Source organism: Niabella aurantiaca DSM 17617 (genome assembly GCF_000374125.1).
In the GTDB taxonomy this organism is placed as follows: Bacteria; Bacteroidota; Bacteroidia; order Chitinophagales; family Chitinophagaceae; genus Niabella; species Niabella aurantiaca.
Genome location: NZ_KB893626.1, coordinates 610174 through 624931, shown reverse-complemented (window position 1 = coordinate 624931; position 14758 = coordinate 610174). Strand labels below are relative to the sequence as shown.

The 14758-nt window shown below is 45.4% G+C and carries 15 protein-coding genes; 7 read left to right on the top strand and 8 right to left on the bottom strand.

The features are described from left to right. Positions 1 to 161 precede the first annotated feature (161 nt). The 3 genes from B160_RS0107830 to tnpA all read left to right on the top strand — a co-directional run bounded on the left by B160_RS0107830 (position 162) and on the right by tnpA (position 3361). Positions 162 to 722, top strand: a complete 561-nt coding sequence (locus B160_RS0107830) for a TlpA family protein disulfide reductase (RefSeq protein ID WP_211218059.1) — start codon at positions 162 to 164, stop codon at positions 720 to 722. Between the two features lie 406 nt (positions 723 to 1128). Then, a complete protein-coding gene (locus tag B160_RS0107825) occupies positions 1129 to 2517 on the top strand; it encodes a LutB/LldF family L-lactate oxidation iron-sulfur protein (protein WP_018627344.1) in 1389 nt (462 codons plus the stop codon). 400 nt (positions 2518 to 2917) lie between these two features. After that, a complete protein-coding gene (gene tnpA / locus B160_RS0107820; protein ID WP_018627343.1) occupies positions 2918 to 3361 on the top strand; it encodes an IS200/IS605 family transposase in 444 nt (147 codons plus the stop codon). Positions 3362 to 3740: 379 nt separating this feature from the next. Here tnpA and B160_RS0107815 read toward each other — a convergent pair whose 3' ends face one another. Both B160_RS0107815 and B160_RS0107810 read right to left on the bottom strand, forming a co-directional pair. Further along, positions 3741 to 4340 (bottom strand): hypothetical protein, encoded by a 600-nt coding sequence (locus tag B160_RS0107815; RefSeq protein ID WP_018627342.1) that lies wholly within the window; start codon positions 4338 to 4340, stop codon positions 3741 to 3743. A gap of 174 nt (positions 4341 to 4514) precedes the next feature. Then, positions 4515 to 5000 (bottom strand): hypothetical protein, encoded by a 486-nt coding sequence (locus B160_RS0107810; protein ID WP_018627341.1) that lies wholly within the window; start codon positions 4998 to 5000, stop codon positions 4515 to 4517. A 317-nt stretch (positions 5001 to 5317) separates the two neighbouring features. Here B160_RS0107810 and B160_RS0107805 point away from each other — a divergent pair, with 317 nt between their 5' ends. Continuing rightward, positions 5318 to 5560, top strand: coding sequence for a hypothetical protein (locus B160_RS0107805; protein ID WP_018627340.1), 243 nt, complete (start codon positions 5318 to 5320; stop codon positions 5558 to 5560). Between the two features lie 217 nt (positions 5561 to 5777). Beyond that, a complete protein-coding gene (locus B160_RS0107800) occupies positions 5778 to 6479 on the top strand; it encodes a hypothetical protein (RefSeq protein ID WP_018627339.1) in 702 nt (233 codons plus the stop codon). A 474-nt stretch (positions 6480 to 6953) separates the two neighbouring features. On the opposite strand, the gene B160_RS0107790 is transcribed toward B160_RS0107800, so the two are convergent. The 4 genes from B160_RS0107790 to B160_RS0107775 all read right to left on the bottom strand — a co-directional run bounded on the left by B160_RS0107790 (position 6954) and on the right by B160_RS0107775 (position 9745). Continuing rightward, the gene (locus B160_RS0107790) at positions 6954 to 7154 is read right to left on the bottom strand and encodes a hypothetical protein (protein ID WP_018627337.1); all 201 of its coding nucleotides are present in this window, start codon (positions 7152 to 7154) and stop codon (positions 6954 to 6956) included. Between the two features lie 9 nt (positions 7155 to 7163). After that, positions 7164 to 8036 carry an SDH family Clp fold serine proteinase gene (locus B160_RS0107785; protein ID WP_018627336.1) on the bottom strand — a complete coding sequence of 291 codons (873 nt, stop codon included), beginning with the start codon at positions 8034 to 8036 and terminating at the stop codon, positions 7164 to 7166. A 300-nt stretch (positions 8037 to 8336) separates the two neighbouring features. After that, complete coding sequence (locus tag B160_RS28655; RefSeq protein ID WP_018627335.1) at positions 8337 to 8573, bottom strand: DUF4411 family protein; 237 nt, start codon at positions 8571 to 8573, stop codon at positions 8337 to 8339. Next, positions 8570 to 9745 (bottom strand): XRE family transcriptional regulator, encoded by a 1176-nt coding sequence (locus B160_RS0107775; protein ID WP_018627334.1) that lies wholly within the window; start codon positions 9743 to 9745, stop codon positions 8570 to 8572. Before B160_RS0107775 ends, B160_RS28655 begins: the two co-directional genes overlap by 4 nt. Before the next feature lie 1041 nt (positions 9746 to 10786). On the opposite strand from B160_RS0107775, the gene B160_RS28645 reads away from it, so the two are divergent. After that, positions 10787 to 11356, top strand: a complete 570-nt coding sequence (locus B160_RS28645; RefSeq protein ID WP_018627332.1) for a helix-turn-helix domain-containing protein — start codon at positions 10787 to 10789, stop codon at positions 11354 to 11356. Between the two features lie 65 nt (positions 11357 to 11421). After that, on the top strand, positions 11422 to 12747 hold the full coding sequence (locus tag B160_RS28640) for a polysaccharide deacetylase family protein (RefSeq protein WP_018627331.1): 1326 nt from the start codon (positions 11422 to 11424) through the stop codon (positions 12745 to 12747). A gap of 10 nt (positions 12748 to 12757) precedes the next feature. On the opposite strand, the gene B160_RS0107755 is transcribed toward B160_RS28640, so the two are convergent. Next, entirely contained in the window at positions 12758 to 13153 is a 396-nt protein-coding gene (locus tag B160_RS0107755; protein WP_018627330.1) for a hypothetical protein, read from the bottom strand. 79 nt (positions 13154 to 13232) lie between these two features. Beyond that, on the bottom strand, positions 13233 to 14741 hold the full coding sequence (locus B160_RS28635; protein WP_018627329.1) for a CotH kinase family protein: 1509 nt from the start codon (positions 14739 to 14741) through the stop codon (positions 13233 to 13235). Positions 14742 to 14758: the final 17 nt, after the last annotated feature.

Here is a 14758-nt window from a genome sequence, read left to right as displayed (position 1 = left end):
AAGATGACGACGATACATATTCTAACTATTTTGATAAACGCGAGCATCAAAAATAACAGCTACCGGGCGGTTAACAAATATTTATTATTTTTAAAAGACTACCAATCAGAAAGATTCAGGAGATTGCGGGTATAATTTGCAGTATCATGTCCAAAAAAACAATGCAAAACCTTGTCACGGCCGGCCTGCTGGTCCTTGCCCTGGCGCTCTTTGTATTCCCGGAGTTTAAAGCCGTGGTCATCCGCGGGCTGATGAAAGTGGGCCTCTTTCAGCCACGGGTTACGGCCACCAAAACCACACTGCCGGAAGCCACTGCCGCATCCGTACAGTTTATTAGCGCAACCGGCCAAACACATACCCCGCAATCCTTAAAAGGCAAAGTGGTGTTCATCAACTTCTGGGCCACCTGGTGCCCGCCCTGTATTGCGGAAATGCCCGCCATTAATGAGCTGTATGCTTCGTTTAAGGAGAACCCCGGTATTGTTTTTCTTTTAGTAGATGCGGACCAGGACCTGCCAAAGGCTACTGCTTTTATGAAAGAAAAGCAATTCAGCCTGCCGGTATCCAGCTTCCGCGGAACGGTGCCAACGTCCTGGTACAGCGGCACCCTGCCAACTACCGTTGTGCTGGACAAAGCGGGGAACCTGGTGTACCAGCATGAGGGAGCAGCCGATTTCAGCAATAAAAAATTCCGGGCATTTTTGGAGGGGTTACAGCATTGAGAATCGAGATGGGAGTCGATTGCCAACGCTGGAAGCTGCTACCTCCACCCCCGCACCCGGATCAATCATTTTTCAGAAGCTGTTTAGAAACGATTCAACATAATCCCGATAGCCACTAAAATGTGCCGATCTTTTATTGCACCATGTTATGGCTCAGGCGTAGCCACTATCCAAAGAATCGTGGTTAAACGTTCATTACCAAAAGAGGCATCGCCTCGAAGAATCCTGCAGAAAATGAGTTTTAACCCATTTATAAAGCCACAAAGAGCAGCAGAGGGCCGTAGGCCCGGTGCATGATGGGCCGTACCCAGGGCACAACTTCTCAGATCGCATGTCTCCGATCGCTCACCATACAAATTAACGTTTCCCCATTCGTGCATTCACGGCATTTGGCTAAATTTGCCCCATGTCCCACACATCATCCCAGTTTCAAAAGAAAAGCAAGGAAAAAGCCTTCGACCGGGATCACCGCAAGGTGATCAATTTCAATATATCCCGGTATAATGCGGCGGTACCGGGCGGACAGGCCCAGTTTGCCGACCTTAACCTGGCGCGGGAGCGGGCCAAAAATTTAAAGTGGAAAGCCATTGAGGTGCTGGACCAGACCCTGGAAAATTTTGAGGCCAATATCACCAAGCGGGGCGCCAAAGTGATCTGGTGTACCGATGCCACCCATGCCAATGAGGTGATCCTCGAGATCTGCCAGCAAAAGAATTGCAAAACGCTGGTAAAAAGCAAAAGCATGGTTACAGAGGAACTGCACCTGAACAGCAACCTGGCCAAACACGGCATTGAAAGTGTGGAAACCGACCTGGGCGAATACATCCAGCAACTGGCCGGGGAGCCCCCCTACCATATTGTAACCCCCGCCATGCACAAAAGCCGGGAACAGATTGCCGAGCTGTTTGCCGAAAAGCTGGGTACCGATCCCACTGACAGTGCGGAGAAGCTCACCCTTACCGCGCGCGAAAAATTGCGCCAGAAATATGCAGAGGCAGAAGTAGGCGTTACCGGCGCCAATTTTATCATCGCCGACATCGGCGGTATTGCCATTACCGAAAATGAAGGCAACGCCCGCCTGAGCTGCTCCATGCCCAAAACACATATCGTGGTGGCAGGCATCGAAAAGGTAATCCCTTCCATGACGGACCTGGCGCTGTTCTGGCCCCTGCTCAGCAGCTTTGGCACCGGCCAGCGCATTACCTCCTACAGCACCATTGTAACCGGTCCCCGGCAGGAAAACGAAGCCGATGGCCCGGAAGAAATGTATGTGATCCTTTTAGACAATGGCCGCAGCAAAATGCTGGCCAACGAAAAAGCCCGCGAGGCACTATACTGCATCCGTTGCGGCGCCTGCCTCAACGCCTGCCCGGTTTATAAGAACATTGGCGGCCATACTTATAACACCACTTACAGCGGCCCCATTGGCTCGGTCATCACCCCTCATTTAAAAAACATGAAGGAGTGGAAGCACCTTAGCCATGCCTCCTCCCTCTGCGGCAACTGTACCGAGGTATGCGCGGTAAAGATCAACCTGCACGAGCTGCTGCTGGAAAACCGGCATGAAGCAGTGGAAGAAGGCTATGCCCCCCTGGCGGAAAAATTTTCCTGGAAAATGTGGAAGTCCGCCATGCTCAAACGCAGCATGGTCAATATGGTCAATGGCAATTTCAAAAGCACCTTCATCAATATGGTAGCCGGCGCCTGGACCAAAAACCACAGCCCACTCCGGTTTCCCAAAAAATCATTTAATGAGCAGTGGGAAGAACAGCGGAAGAAACAGGAAAAAGTCTGATAGAACTTATACTGACCGCTTCCGGGCTGGTTAACAATTTTATTATTTTTTGTCCCGGCCATCGTAAGGGTGGCGGCTTCCGAGACTTTCCCGAAAAAGCGGGATCGCACTCTTGTGCAGTGGTGCAGCTGACAGCTTATCACTCCCTCGCCTGGATGCATTTGCCCATGCACCTAAAGTGGAATTGGTTGTGCCTGTCCCAAAACCCCTCTCTTGTACACAGCTAAATATCTGTTTGAGCGCCTTTAATGTGCCATCTTAAGGTCCCGGCTCGCAGCCCGAACGGTTCCAATGTAAATAACGCGGGCATCAGGTGGCAATGGGCACCAACCTAAAAGAGTTGAATTTTCATTAAAAAATCGTAAATTATACACGATTATTAACCAATAAATGAAACACTATGAGTTACCGCCAAATCTATTACCAGATCGTATTTGGTACAAAGCACCGTAAGAAAACAATTGCAGAGGAACACTGTGAAGCGCTCTACAAATACATAGCGGGCATTGTAAGGAATAATAAATGCAAGCTTTACCGAATCAACGGGATAACAGACCATATTCATATCTTTTCAGACCTCCACCCCTCCATATCCCTTGCTGATTATGTTAAGGATATAAAAGTCGCATCCAACAGCTGGATGAAAAACAGTGGCCTGTTCCCCGATTTCGAAGAATGGCAGGAGGGTTATGGCGCCTTCACTTATTCGGCAAGAGAAAGAGATAAGATCATCAATTATGTAAAAAATCAAAAAGAGCATCACAAAAAAGAAAAATTCTATGATGAATATAAAAGGCTGCTGATTGAAAATGATGTCGAATTTGATGAGAAATACCTGCTCTGAAAACATTTCTTTATTCAACCCCTCCGGGGTTGGTCTGCCAACGCTCTTTTAGCCTCCAACTGTCGTTGGGGGCTAATCAGATGCCGGCCCTTCGGGCCTTCACCATTGATACACATACACTCTTTCTCAAATACGCCGCTATGATTTCCTTGAAGAGGGTCAATATGTACACGGCTAAATATTTGCTTGAATATTTTTTGTGTAATACCACAAAGAGTATTTCTCAAATATACCTTGGGATAGCCCGAAGGGCTTCGATATGGATAACCCTCCGTCTGCGGAGGGTACCTAGCCGCGCGCGAAGCCAACCCCAAAGGGGTTGAACTACCATCTCCCTTCCGAACCTTCTCTATACTTGCACCCTCACCCCTGCCTCCTGCTACGCCGGCTTAAGCACACCATCTACATGCAGCACCTCCCGCACATCAATTAAGTGAGCGGCCTCCATCAGCTTTGTCAGATGCACATACAGTTTTAATAAATGGATGCTGCAACCCTCCGCATTGCCGGCCAGCGCATAACCCAGCGCTTGGTTAATGCTTTGCCGCCATTGTGCTACATCCTGGTATTTAAAAAAACGGTGGAATACTTTATACGGATCCCCGTACTCCTTTGCCGACAGGTTTTTGGGCAGGTACTCCCACTCTGCACAGCAGGCGCCGGGCCGGGCATAGAGCCGTTTGTCTGTAAACTGTTGCTGCTCTATTTTAAGCCCGCTGGTTTTCTTTTGCCGGCAAAGCACCTGCGCGGCAAGTATTACAGAAGTAATGGCCTTAAACAGATCAAGCGCCGATGCCGGCTGCTCCTTCTTATACACCTTATCCTCGGCGGCAGACAGTAATACCTGCCGGATGGTTTTTCTAAAGGCGCCGATATCTGCAAACATGAAACATTCTGCAAATACCTGGTACGGGTCCGTAATAACCGCATAGCTCCAGCAGTAGGTGTCAAAAGGGTCTTTGGGGGGTTTGTTTTTCATGCGTTTTCTGTTTTAGGTGAATTGTTTTTTACTATCGTTTCGAGCGATGCCGAGAAACCCCTACGAAATCTTTTCGCTAAACAAATTTTAAACCCATTTATGCCTGAATGACTTCATAGAGATCTCTCCGCGCGTCCTTCGGACCTGGTCGAGATGATGGCTGTTATACAGACCTCACAGGTTTTGCTGCGGCGGCGGCATAAGGCCGGGGAAGGCGGTCATTATTTCCCCGCTAGCGGTGGCTATAACGGTAATGGTGGTTACGGTACTGCCTGCAGGGTCGTAGCCCACGGGCTTGCCGGCATCCCATACCCGCTGCAGGTGGGTGCTGCGGGGCACCGCCTCCGGCGGCTGCTGGCAGGCATCCCGTATGCAGGCTACTATCTGCGGTATGGGCAGGGTAAACTTGCCGGTAAGCGGGTGGCGCGGTACCTTATAATAATGCCGCTCTAAAATATGCGCCAGCACTTTGGCGCTTAGGTACCAGCCCTGGCGCAGCAGCTTTTTACGATGCTTTACTGGCAGCTGCCAAATAAGGCCCTCCTGCATTTGGTGCAGCCAGCTTTGCGTATCTGCCAGCAAAAACAGCACTTGCAGCCACTGGGCTTCGTTAAAACAGGGGTTGGCGTTTGGTGTGGGTGTAGCAACGGCGTTGTTCATAACAAAAAGTTTTAGGCTGGCACCCGCACAAAAAAAGGTAGGTGCGGGCCTTACCAACCACCGTTCTTAGTGACAGCCAAGAAAATGGATTTACGGCAAGACCCACACCTACCTTAGGCTACAAATATAGCTATGTCAGTAGATATGGGCACTTTTACCGTCTCGCTTTCTTGGCTGTCATTCTTTGAACGACGAGACTCTTAAATAATTTTTTCTACTATGCCCAATTATAACTGGACTGTCATAAAGATACACATTCTATAATAAGTAAACAACTTTGTTTACCTGTTTTTTGAAAAAATTATCCACAATTGCATATGCGCAAGCTGGACAAAGACGATATTGATATTAAAAATAAGATTGCTCTCCGCATGAAAGCCTTACGGGAAAAAACCGGAAAACACATGTCTGCTTTTGCTTCAGAAACAGATAAAGACAAGCAAAGCCAATACAGATGGGAGACCAAAGGCGCTTCTATTCTTACGGTGAATAAATTTTGTAAAGAGATAGGAATTTCTGTATTTGATTTTTTTAATGATTCGATTTTTAAGGGGAAATAGAAAACGCGGCCTAAAAATCGCTTGATTTGAGGATTAAGTTTACTATTTGGTCTAATTTCTTTTGCAGATATAGTGAGTTTTAAAGGCAACATTAAGCAGCTGTTAAATTACGGATACGCACAGCTCGGGGGACCTGTGTAAAATGAACGGTCGTTTTATGTTGTGGAAATTTTGGGTTTCATCTAAATAAAATAAAAGTTTGCACTAAATTTATAACATGGCTGCACTGAAACTAATTAAGAGCATTAGACGAGATTTAGGATTTATATTTATAGGGGCGTTAATCGTTATTTGCATTATCGATTTTTGGCTAATTGACATACCGGAAGTATTTCCAAAAGGCCATGAACTTGGCCAAATCATTTACAAATTATGTATGTCCTACATATCAGCCTTTATATTCTACTTTTTGGTGGTGCATATAAAACAACAAAAGGACAAACAAAATTTGTACACTTACGTAGCAGAAAAAATAGATATAATACTTTCGGATGCTGAGAGCCTTACAAAAAATATGAGTGAAGCTGCAAGCATGGTATTAGCCGATAAATATCCATCTAATACAGAGCTGCAACTTCTTAGTAACAAGATTGATCCACACGGGGATGCTCCACTATTAATAGGTACGAGCGGAAACTATGCAAACTGGATACAATACTTCTCTTATTCGACAAGACGCAGCAAGGAAGCTATTCAAAAGGTTTTCACAAAAATGCCTTTCCTTGAAACGGAGCTTGTAAGTATTCTTTCGAATTTAGAAGATACCCCCCATTTCTGGTACTGGGAGTTAATTCTCCCAACAATGCATACACATAAATTACTGCTTGCCAATTCGGGGCAGGGTCTTTTTTTCAAATACTTCGAATTAATAAAACGATTAGAAATATACTCTGCTAAAAAGCTCACTAAGTACAAATAAAAGTCAGATCAATCTTCTTGTCCATCACGAGCCTTTGCTTATGCGATGGTATTTTTACATGTGTCTTGAAGGGAAGAACTTGGGATCAGGGTCGGCGCGCCTATAAGCCGTGCTTCATAACATGTTCTGCCCCCGAATAAATTCCGGCGTTGTAAAATGAGCCACCTAAGCCTGTGTGAGTTTGTCCCCTAACTTAATTTATTTTGCCAAAACAACAATTACTGAAAGCTGCACTAAGCAGCTGTTAAATCACAGGTATGCACAAGTTGCAAGACCAAAAGTACATCTACTTTTACGGTGAATACGTGTTGCAAGAAAATAGGAATTCCCGTTTATCATTTTTTAATGATCCGGCTCCTATGAAAATGCAAATGTCGTTTTACTAGATTAGTCTTGCAATACGAAAAAAAACATTCGTTGTGGTCGAATTTAGCACAGGTGATGCTACGAAAACTTAGCTATACTTATAGCAGCTTATTTTCGTTTATTCATGGAAGAATAATATGTTTTTCCGATTGTGTCAACTTGAGGAAGATCATATACCGGCTTTTTAATAACACCGGCCTTTTTCATATCATTCAGAATTTTTTCAAATTCCATCTGCTTTTGTGCATTGGAATCGTTCGACAACTCTTTTGAAATTACTTGTGTAAGTTTTTTGTCTAATAATTTCATATCGCAATATTAAATAAATTTTCTAGAATGCAAAAATACTTCAGAACCACTCCTAATAATATACTGGCAAATCAGGTCGTTGTATTGCCTTATTAGTGTCCTAAGTGTCAAATCGTTAGAGTAATCCTCAATTTCAAGTTTTAATATGCCAGTTAATGCAAATATTCCTATTGAACGCCCATGAGAATGCCATATTTTATTATTTCCCAAATCCCTTGCAATTTCCGTTGCTCGTTCCTCCTTCTCTTCCGGCGTTACAGGTTTTCCAATTTTAGCGGGTGTTGTTCTATGCTTATCCCAATTTTTGAATTTATATTTTACAAGCCACTCTTTTAGTAATGCAATAGTCAAATCTCTAGCTTGTTCATGCCGTCTTAACATTGCTAAATCTTGTTGTGTCAGCATTACTAATTCAGCTTGCGATAAAGTTCCTTTTTTAGATTTGTCTATAAGCTCCTCAACTTTATCAAGATAACCCAAAGCAGGAACCCAGTTGCTACCATTGTAAACTTGTGGATCTATTGGACCCAGGGAAGAAGAATAATCCATAAAAATTTTATCGCCTGACATACAAAATATCGTACCAGCAGAATAAGCAGAGTCAGGAACAATAAAATAAACTTCTTTATAATGATGCCTAGTTATTTTAACAAGCTTTTCAACTGTTTCAGCACTACCGCCTGGTGTATTGAGAAAAATACAAAGTGTTTCATTTTGTTTAGCATCTGACTTCAAATCTTCAATAAAATCTCTGAACGGTTTTTCTAATGAATCAGCAATAGGCCCATAATAAAATATTACATCTGCATTAAAGTGCTTTTCTAATTTTTCCAACCTTTCATTTAAGATATCGTGGAGCGTAGAGTCAAAAATTGGTTTCATAAAATGGTTCTTTTAAAGTTAGCGTTGACAGCAGATCCCGCACTTACTAAACATTTACGGCCAGTCGTAAAAACTTGGTATTTATTCTCAGCAGTTTTTTAATTTTCTACAAATGATTGTTTTGCTAATATACTTATTTTTTACAATTTATAAAAAATCTATAGCAGTTTATACAATGTGCCCGCATAAAAAGCCATCGTTAAGAGGAATCTTACTATCAAAGCCACATTTGTCCCAATACCTATATCGGCGGATAGATGGACCCTCTGAATATTTATACTACGCAATTAATAACTGTAATTACCAGCTCTGTATTCTTTCAACAGGAATTTTGGATGCTTTAAGCCAGTTGGAGAGGTTATCCTCCGTCCTGGTTATCTCTTCATAAACCAGTTCCGGTATAAATATGCGGCCCTGCCTTCCCAACTCTGTTAACACATCCCAATAACCCGGGCAAAATTTGGGGTTATAGTATTTTTGCCATGCCTGAATGAGCATATTCGCATCCAGGCAATAGGTATTAGCCGTTATGCTCATCGGTACAGTTGTGCTTCTAGTTTTTGAAATTTATTTACCTGCACATTCAGCAGGTTGCTTGCCAGGGTGGGCTCAATATGCCCTCCATGAAAAGCATCCAGCACCGTTTGTATAAATAACCGCCCGTTCCTGTTAATAACGGTGGGGTAATAAATAGGCGCCGGTTTATTTTCTTCCTTATTTTTCGCGCTCTTTTCCTCTTCCCTTTTCAAAAAAGCGGCATACTCAATTTCTGCCTGCTTTTTCAGCGTTTGGTAGGTTGGTAACGGAATTAAATGAAGGTTGTATGCCCTAACCAACAAGGCAAAACTGCTTACCCCTAATTGTTTTGCCGCTTTAAAAACATTTTTTGAATGTTGAAAAACGACTGCATCCAACCTCTGCATGATTGCTTTGGGCATGAGTGCATTTGCTGCTACTTCATTGCAAAAAAGTTCAACGGGATGCAACCGGTCTTTGTTTTTAATTTCCGGCTCTATATCATTGGAGATGCCGGTTTCCGCAATCCAGATATGCGCCAGCTCATGCACAAGGGTAAAGAGCTGGGGTGCGTTCCAATCTTCTGAATTTACAAATACAAAGGGGGCATAAGGATCAGCAATGGCAAAACCCTGTAATTCTTCAGCATCCAGTTTTAGCCTTGAGTTAATAAAACTAGTACGGGAAACAAAAATCCCCTTCTTTTCAGCGGCATCAATCCACTCTTTTATGGGGTTGCCGGTCTTATATGCCGCAGGGTTTAGCTTTAATGTTGTTAAGATATCGGCCGCAACTGTTTGGGGATCGGCTTTAATAGAAAAACGCCCCACAAAAGGATGGCGGGCCTCCTGGTTTTCTGCATACACTTCACTAATCCAGGCTTGTTTTTGCTGCACTTCTCTAATGATAAAAACAGAAGAAGTATTAAGCTGTTTAGAACCGGTTCTTCTAAAATCCTGTAAAGGCTGAAAATCGCGCGGTACCTCCGGCAAAAAAAATAAAGCAAATGGCCTTTTATAAGATTTGGCAAGTGTTTGGGCCTGCCGGATGGTTGGTTGGCTTACACCTTCTTCCCACTCTTTTAATTTATCTACGGTCACCGAAACTTTGGCAGCAGCCGTTTCCTCGGTCATCTTTGCAGATTGCCGTGCCCATTTCAGCACCTTTGGTGTTATAAATGCTTTATCTGCCATCAGTGTGTAAAATTACAAATTTAAAGGGTCGGCAATTTTATTGATTTGCTTTTTGTTTTTGATAAGTACCCATAAGCGTCCGCTCTCTTGCTAATATACTTACATTTTTTAATTTATAGAAATCTGATTGATGGTAACATATACTTGCTTTGAGAGCGAGATATGCAGATTCTTCTGTGGACCACGCCGGTCCGGGCATTCTCCCGCTCCGTAACGTGGCTATGGTAGCCGGAATCAATTCCGGCGTTGTAACTACTATTTGCCGGGCCGATGGCCCTTTATAACGGGTGGTTAAAGTTTACTTATTAACGAACTCCCGTCTCACCAGTCGCCCAGGTCGCACAAAAGGCCAGAGGCCAGGCTTACGGTACCAAGTAACAAAGAGGTACAGCTCTGTGGGCTATACATCTTTGTAGGGCGGTTATTTTATTGCAAGGTAAATTATATTTTAACAGACAATTGCAAGTGCCCGCCAAGACCCAATTCTACAATTTTTTGCAGGGTAGGTGTTCTTACATCTTTAATATTGTTCTCTAACTAGAATATAGCCTTCGTTGGTTCCAATCTTTTCAGCCAGTTGCTCTTGCGTAAGACCATTTTCAATATGAGCCTGCTGTAGCAAAAAGCCCAGTTTAAATTCTTTAAACCCGGTTTCAAATTGGTCTCTTTTCTTTGTGCCCCTCGCCTTCATCTTTCAACAACAAGCTTCAGTTTGTTGATCAGTACCATCAAGCGAACCTGGGAGCCGTCATAAAATGAAGAAGGCTTCCACCAGTAGCGCCGCCCCCCTGTGCCCTTAACGCAACCGGCTAACCTGTATTGAATGCCAAAGCGCGCTACGACTGCCTGAAGAACGAACGGGCAGGTAAGAATGCTGCCATTCCGCAGTCATCGGGGTTACAAATAGTTCTGTTACAAAAAATATTGTAACCAATGGCCTTGTAACCGATTTGTGACAAGAAGGGCCTATTATATTTAACATTGTAACCGTCATACATATAACAATAAATACTAATTTTACAACAACAATAACTTACTGGTATGAAAAACTTTAGAAAGCAATGGGGGCTTACCCAGGAGGAGCTGGCCGCATTGATCGGCGTTACCCGGGGTACCCTGGCCATGTATGAAATCGGCCGCCGCCAGCTGCCCACCCCGGCAAACACGCAGCTGATAGTGCTGCACCGGCTGCTGCAACAACCACCTGAAGGCAAGGTGCAATTCACCGCCCTGCGACAGCAACAAGAGGCACAGCAAACAAAAACCACAAAGCTGCTGAGCAACCGGGCAGAAAAAGCGGCATGGGAAGCCGCCCGCGCTACCCGCATACTCCATAAAATGCAGCAACGCTACCGGCAGCTGCAACAAAAAATGCTGCTGATACAGGCCATGATGCCCACCGCACCGCCGGACTCCTTACAAAATGCAACCCTGGTGCACATGGAAGTAAAGCTGGCGGATGAAATGGAGGGATGCGCGCCGGCCCGGCAGGCACTGGTGGTTTATAAGCTGCTGGCCTGCATGGCGCTGGAGCAGGCCGCCATACGTGCCCGCAACATGATGGCGCAACCGGCAGCGCTGCCGGTTGGCCCAAGCCCGAAAGCGAGCTGAAACCTGTGCGGTCTGTTTACCGCGATATCCGGACCTAAGCATATTCCTCTTATTTTTGAATAACGATGTTGGTCTACAGCGCACATATCACCCCGCGGCTGCGGTATATTACCCGCTTCTTTTCTACAGAAATGAGCAGTGCGGAATGGCAGCTGACGGACGACCCGCAGGCATTCCTCACCGAGCAGGGCGCCCGGATCAATTACTCTGCAGAAACACTGGACACGCATTGCTTGCACATAGTACCGCAGGGCCTGCTATCCCAAACGGGCATTGAGCAGCAGGCCATCGCCGTTGCACCGCTTAACGGATCGCCTGCATTTTTTCAAACAGGGGGGGCGTTGGGCTTCGACATCTTTGCCGCGGCTTTTTATTTACTGAGCCGCTATGAGGAATACCTGCCTTTTGAAAAGGACCGGCACGGGCGGTTTTCCGCTGCGCAATCGCTGGCACAAAAGAACGGCTTTTTAAAAACCCCGCTGGTGAACCGCTGGACACAATTGCTAAAACAGCAGCTTGCAGAACGGTTCCCGGCCGAGCCTTTCCGGCAACCGGTTTTCCAGCTCATACCTACCTATGATGTTGATATGGCCTGGAGTTATCAGCATAAGGGATTCATGAGGAACGGGCTTAATTTTGTTAAGGAAGCCTTCAGCTTTCAGTTTTCGGCTGTCAGCAAACGGTTTAAGGTATTAACCGGTAAAGAGAAAGATCCCTTTGATCAGTTTGGCTGGCTGAATCAATTGCATGAGCAATACCAGCTAAAGCCCTATTATTTTTTCCTGGTTGGCGAGCACACCAACAACTACGATAAAAACATTTCCCCGCATAACAAGGCGATGCAGGCCCTGATCGCCGACCATGCCATTCGCTATCCCATTGGCCTGCACCCTTCCTGGCAAAGCAACAGCGCACCTGCTTTTTTAAAAAAGGAAAAGGAAATCCTGTCTGCCATTACCGGCAGCACCATCAATGCTGCGCGCCAGCATTTTTTAAAACTCTCTTTTCCGGAAACCTATCGCAACCTGCTAAAGGCCGGCATCCTCTTTGATTTTTCCATGGGCTATGCGGATGATAACGGGTTTCGCGCCTCCGTGGCGTCGCCCTTTTGCTGGTACGACCTGGAAGCGGAAACCGCTACGGACCTGCTGATCTTTCCCTTTTGCTTTATGGAAGGCACTTCCATCTTTTATAAAAAAAACAGCCCCGCGGAAGGGCTTATGGAGCTGCAGCAGCTTTATAACGAAGTAAAAAAAATGAATGGCTTTTTCAGCATGATCTGGCACAACTCTTCCTTTACAAATGAAGGGGTGTTTAAAGGATGGAAGCAGGTTTATGAAACCTTTATAAAAGAACGGGAACGTACCGTGCCGGATGCGATGCTTTTATAAACGAACATCATTATTGCACGATCACTTCGCCTTTACCGGCGATCTTTTCAATATGACAACCGTTGTTCTTAAAAACATAGGGCTCATTTACAATAACCTGGTCGTTTTTGATACCGATAAAACGCAGATCGGTATTTTTACCCTCCGGTAACAGCTGCAGCTGACCATCGCTGACCACGGTATAATATCCCTCATCCCCGCCCGGCACCGTATTGTTTGCATGAAAGGTAACATTACCGGCAACGATCCGCGTGTAAAACGTATCCAGCACTATGGCTTCACCCGATGCTGATCGCAATTTTACGTTAAAGAACCGGTACTCTTCGGTACATACCCTGCCCGTTGTACCCCTTTTACAGGCACCCAGTACCACTATTCCCATCAAAAGTATAAGTGCTGTTTTCATTTTGTGGCTGTTTCTATAATAAACGCAAGACTGCTGCAAAGCGCAACAGGCAGCCACCGGTGGCATTTAAGATGTCGTATTACAGCCCGTTCAGGTAACCATCGATATAGGACTTCCGATCCCTTAACCATTGCTGAAGGGTGGTTACTTCCGACTGGTTGTCGGCTGCTCCTTTTTTCCAAACGGCATAGTCCGCTGCTTTTGCGGTCATGATCGATAAGCCGTAAGTTTCCACAAACCGTATCAGCTCCTCCAGGTGGTTGGCTGTATAATCGGCCCACAATTGTTTTAAAAGCGTTACAAACTGCGGATCATCCAGGAAACGGGTAAAGAACTTTGTTCCTGCAGGCTGTGGTGTTCTGCTGGTCCAGAAAGGTGCACTATTGGATTTAAAAAAATGCTTCTGGTTGCTTTCAAAGCCAAAGGCCCAGTCAAAATCCCAGATCGGCCCCATGGTATATTTACCCGTTGCCGTTTTGTGCATATACGTGCTCTTGGGGTGGTTGAGCTCCTCGTTATCCGTAAGGAAATATACCAGCATGAATTTTGCAACGGATCCCACATCGATCTTATCCCGGTAATTATTGGCCGGAAAGGCAGGAGCCGCCAATAATGATTCCATATCATTAAAGGCTGTTTGTATCGGGGTCAGTTCTGCAGCTGCCGATAACTCCGGGTCTTTGAGCATGACCGGGAGGTTGTAATTGGCCGACCTGAATTTATAGGGCTCATCAAAATAGCTGTCCAGCTCAAACAAAAAACCATCGCCGCCTACTTTTACGCGGTTATCATCTACTTCGATCTGTTCCGTAAGGTTATAACAACCTACATATTGACCATTGAGCGTAAGGTTTACCGGAATGATATGATTGGTATAAGGAAGCTCCAGCTGTGCACCGATCTTCATGGCTACCGCATTCAGCATCAGGGTAGGATCGAGGTAGTTGGCCAGCAGCACCCAGTCTTTTTCTTCTGCCAGTCCCAGCAGGGAGGCCGCAGTATTCAGCTTTAGACGATAGGGCTTCTTGGGATAGCCCCAGGTACTGTTTCCCCGGCCCTTGATGCGGGTTGCGCCTCCAAAGTCGGCATACTTCCCCAGGCCATCAATGCGCAGGGTGGCATTTACATAATCGTCCTTGGACACAATGGGTACATCTCCCTCCGTTTGAATATACAGGTGGGGCAGGCTGTCGGCGATCCAGTTTATTTTTACATGATACGCTTTCCGGATGCCATCCTTTGACACTACCGTGTAGGTATGCGCCATAGAAAAATCAACAGGCGTAGTGCCACTTACCTGTTTTGCCGTTCCAATGCTGATCGCCGGTGCATTGGTTACAAAAGAAGGCACCAGTGTTTTTTGGTACCGGTAAGGTTGCGCTGCGATAACGCTGTCGTCCTTAATGGCAAAAACGATATCTGCCTCCAGTCCCGGGTTGTTCTTTTTTTCAATAACGAACTGCTCCAGCACCGGCGCTTCAGGCGCCGGCGGGGCCGCTTCCTTTTTACTGCATCCCGCATGGATGAGCAAAGAAAACAATGCGGCAAAATAAAACCCGTAATGAAGATGGCCGTGCCTTTTTCTCATATTCATAAATCGTTATA

Bases quoted from the DNA above. Each gene is read 5' to 3' on its own strand.
- B160_RS0107830 (WP_211218059.1), top strand. From the start codon at position 162: ATGCAAAACCTTGTCACGGCCGGCCTGCTGGTCCTTGCCCTGGCGCTC.
- tnpA (WP_018627343.1), top strand. From the start codon at position 2,918: ATGAGTTACCGCCAAATCTATTACCAGATCGTATTTGGTACAAAGCAC.
- B160_RS0107775 (WP_018627334.1), bottom strand. From the start codon at position 9,745: ATGGCAGATAAAGCATTTATAACACCAAAGGTGCTGAAATGGGCACGG.
- B160_RS0107805 (WP_018627340.1), top strand. From the start codon at position 5,318: ATGCGCAAGCTGGACAAAGACGATATTGATATTAAAAATAAGATTGCT.
- B160_RS0107790 (WP_018627337.1), bottom strand. From the start codon at position 7,154: ATGAAATTATTAGACAAAAAACTTACACAAGTAATTTCAAAAGAGTTG.
- B160_RS0107785 (WP_018627336.1), bottom strand. From the start codon at position 8,036: ATGAAACCAATTTTTGACTCTACGCTCCACGATATCTTAAATGAAAGG.
- B160_RS28645 (WP_018627332.1), top strand. From the start codon at position 10,787: ATGAAAAACTTTAGAAAGCAATGGGGGCTTACCCAGGAGGAGCTGGCC.
- B160_RS28635 (WP_018627329.1), bottom strand. From the start codon at position 14,741: ATGAGAAAAAGGCACGGCCATCTTCATTACGGGTTTTATTTTGCCGCA.
- B160_RS0107755 (WP_018627330.1), bottom strand. From the start codon at position 13,153: ATGAAAACAGCACTTATACTTTTGATGGGAATAGTGGTACTGGGTGCC.
- B160_RS0107800 (WP_018627339.1), top strand. From the start codon at position 5,778: ATGGCTGCACTGAAACTAATTAAGAGCATTAGACGAGATTTAGGATTT.
- B160_RS0107825 (WP_018627344.1), top strand. From the start codon at position 1,129: ATGTCCCACACATCATCCCAGTTTCAAAAGAAAAGCAAGGAAAAAGCC.
- B160_RS0107810 (WP_018627341.1), bottom strand. From the start codon at position 5,000: ATGAACAACGCCGTTGCTACACCCACACCAAACGCCAACCCCTGTTTT.
- B160_RS0107815 (WP_018627342.1), bottom strand. From the start codon at position 4,340: ATGAAAAACAAACCCCCCAAAGACCCTTTTGACACCTACTGCTGGAGC.
- B160_RS28640 (WP_018627331.1), top strand. From the start codon at position 11,422: ATGTTGGTCTACAGCGCACATATCACCCCGCGGCTGCGGTATATTACC.
- B160_RS28655 (WP_018627335.1), bottom strand. From the start codon at position 8,573: ATGAGCATAACGGCTAATACCTATTGCCTGGATGCGAATATGCTCATT.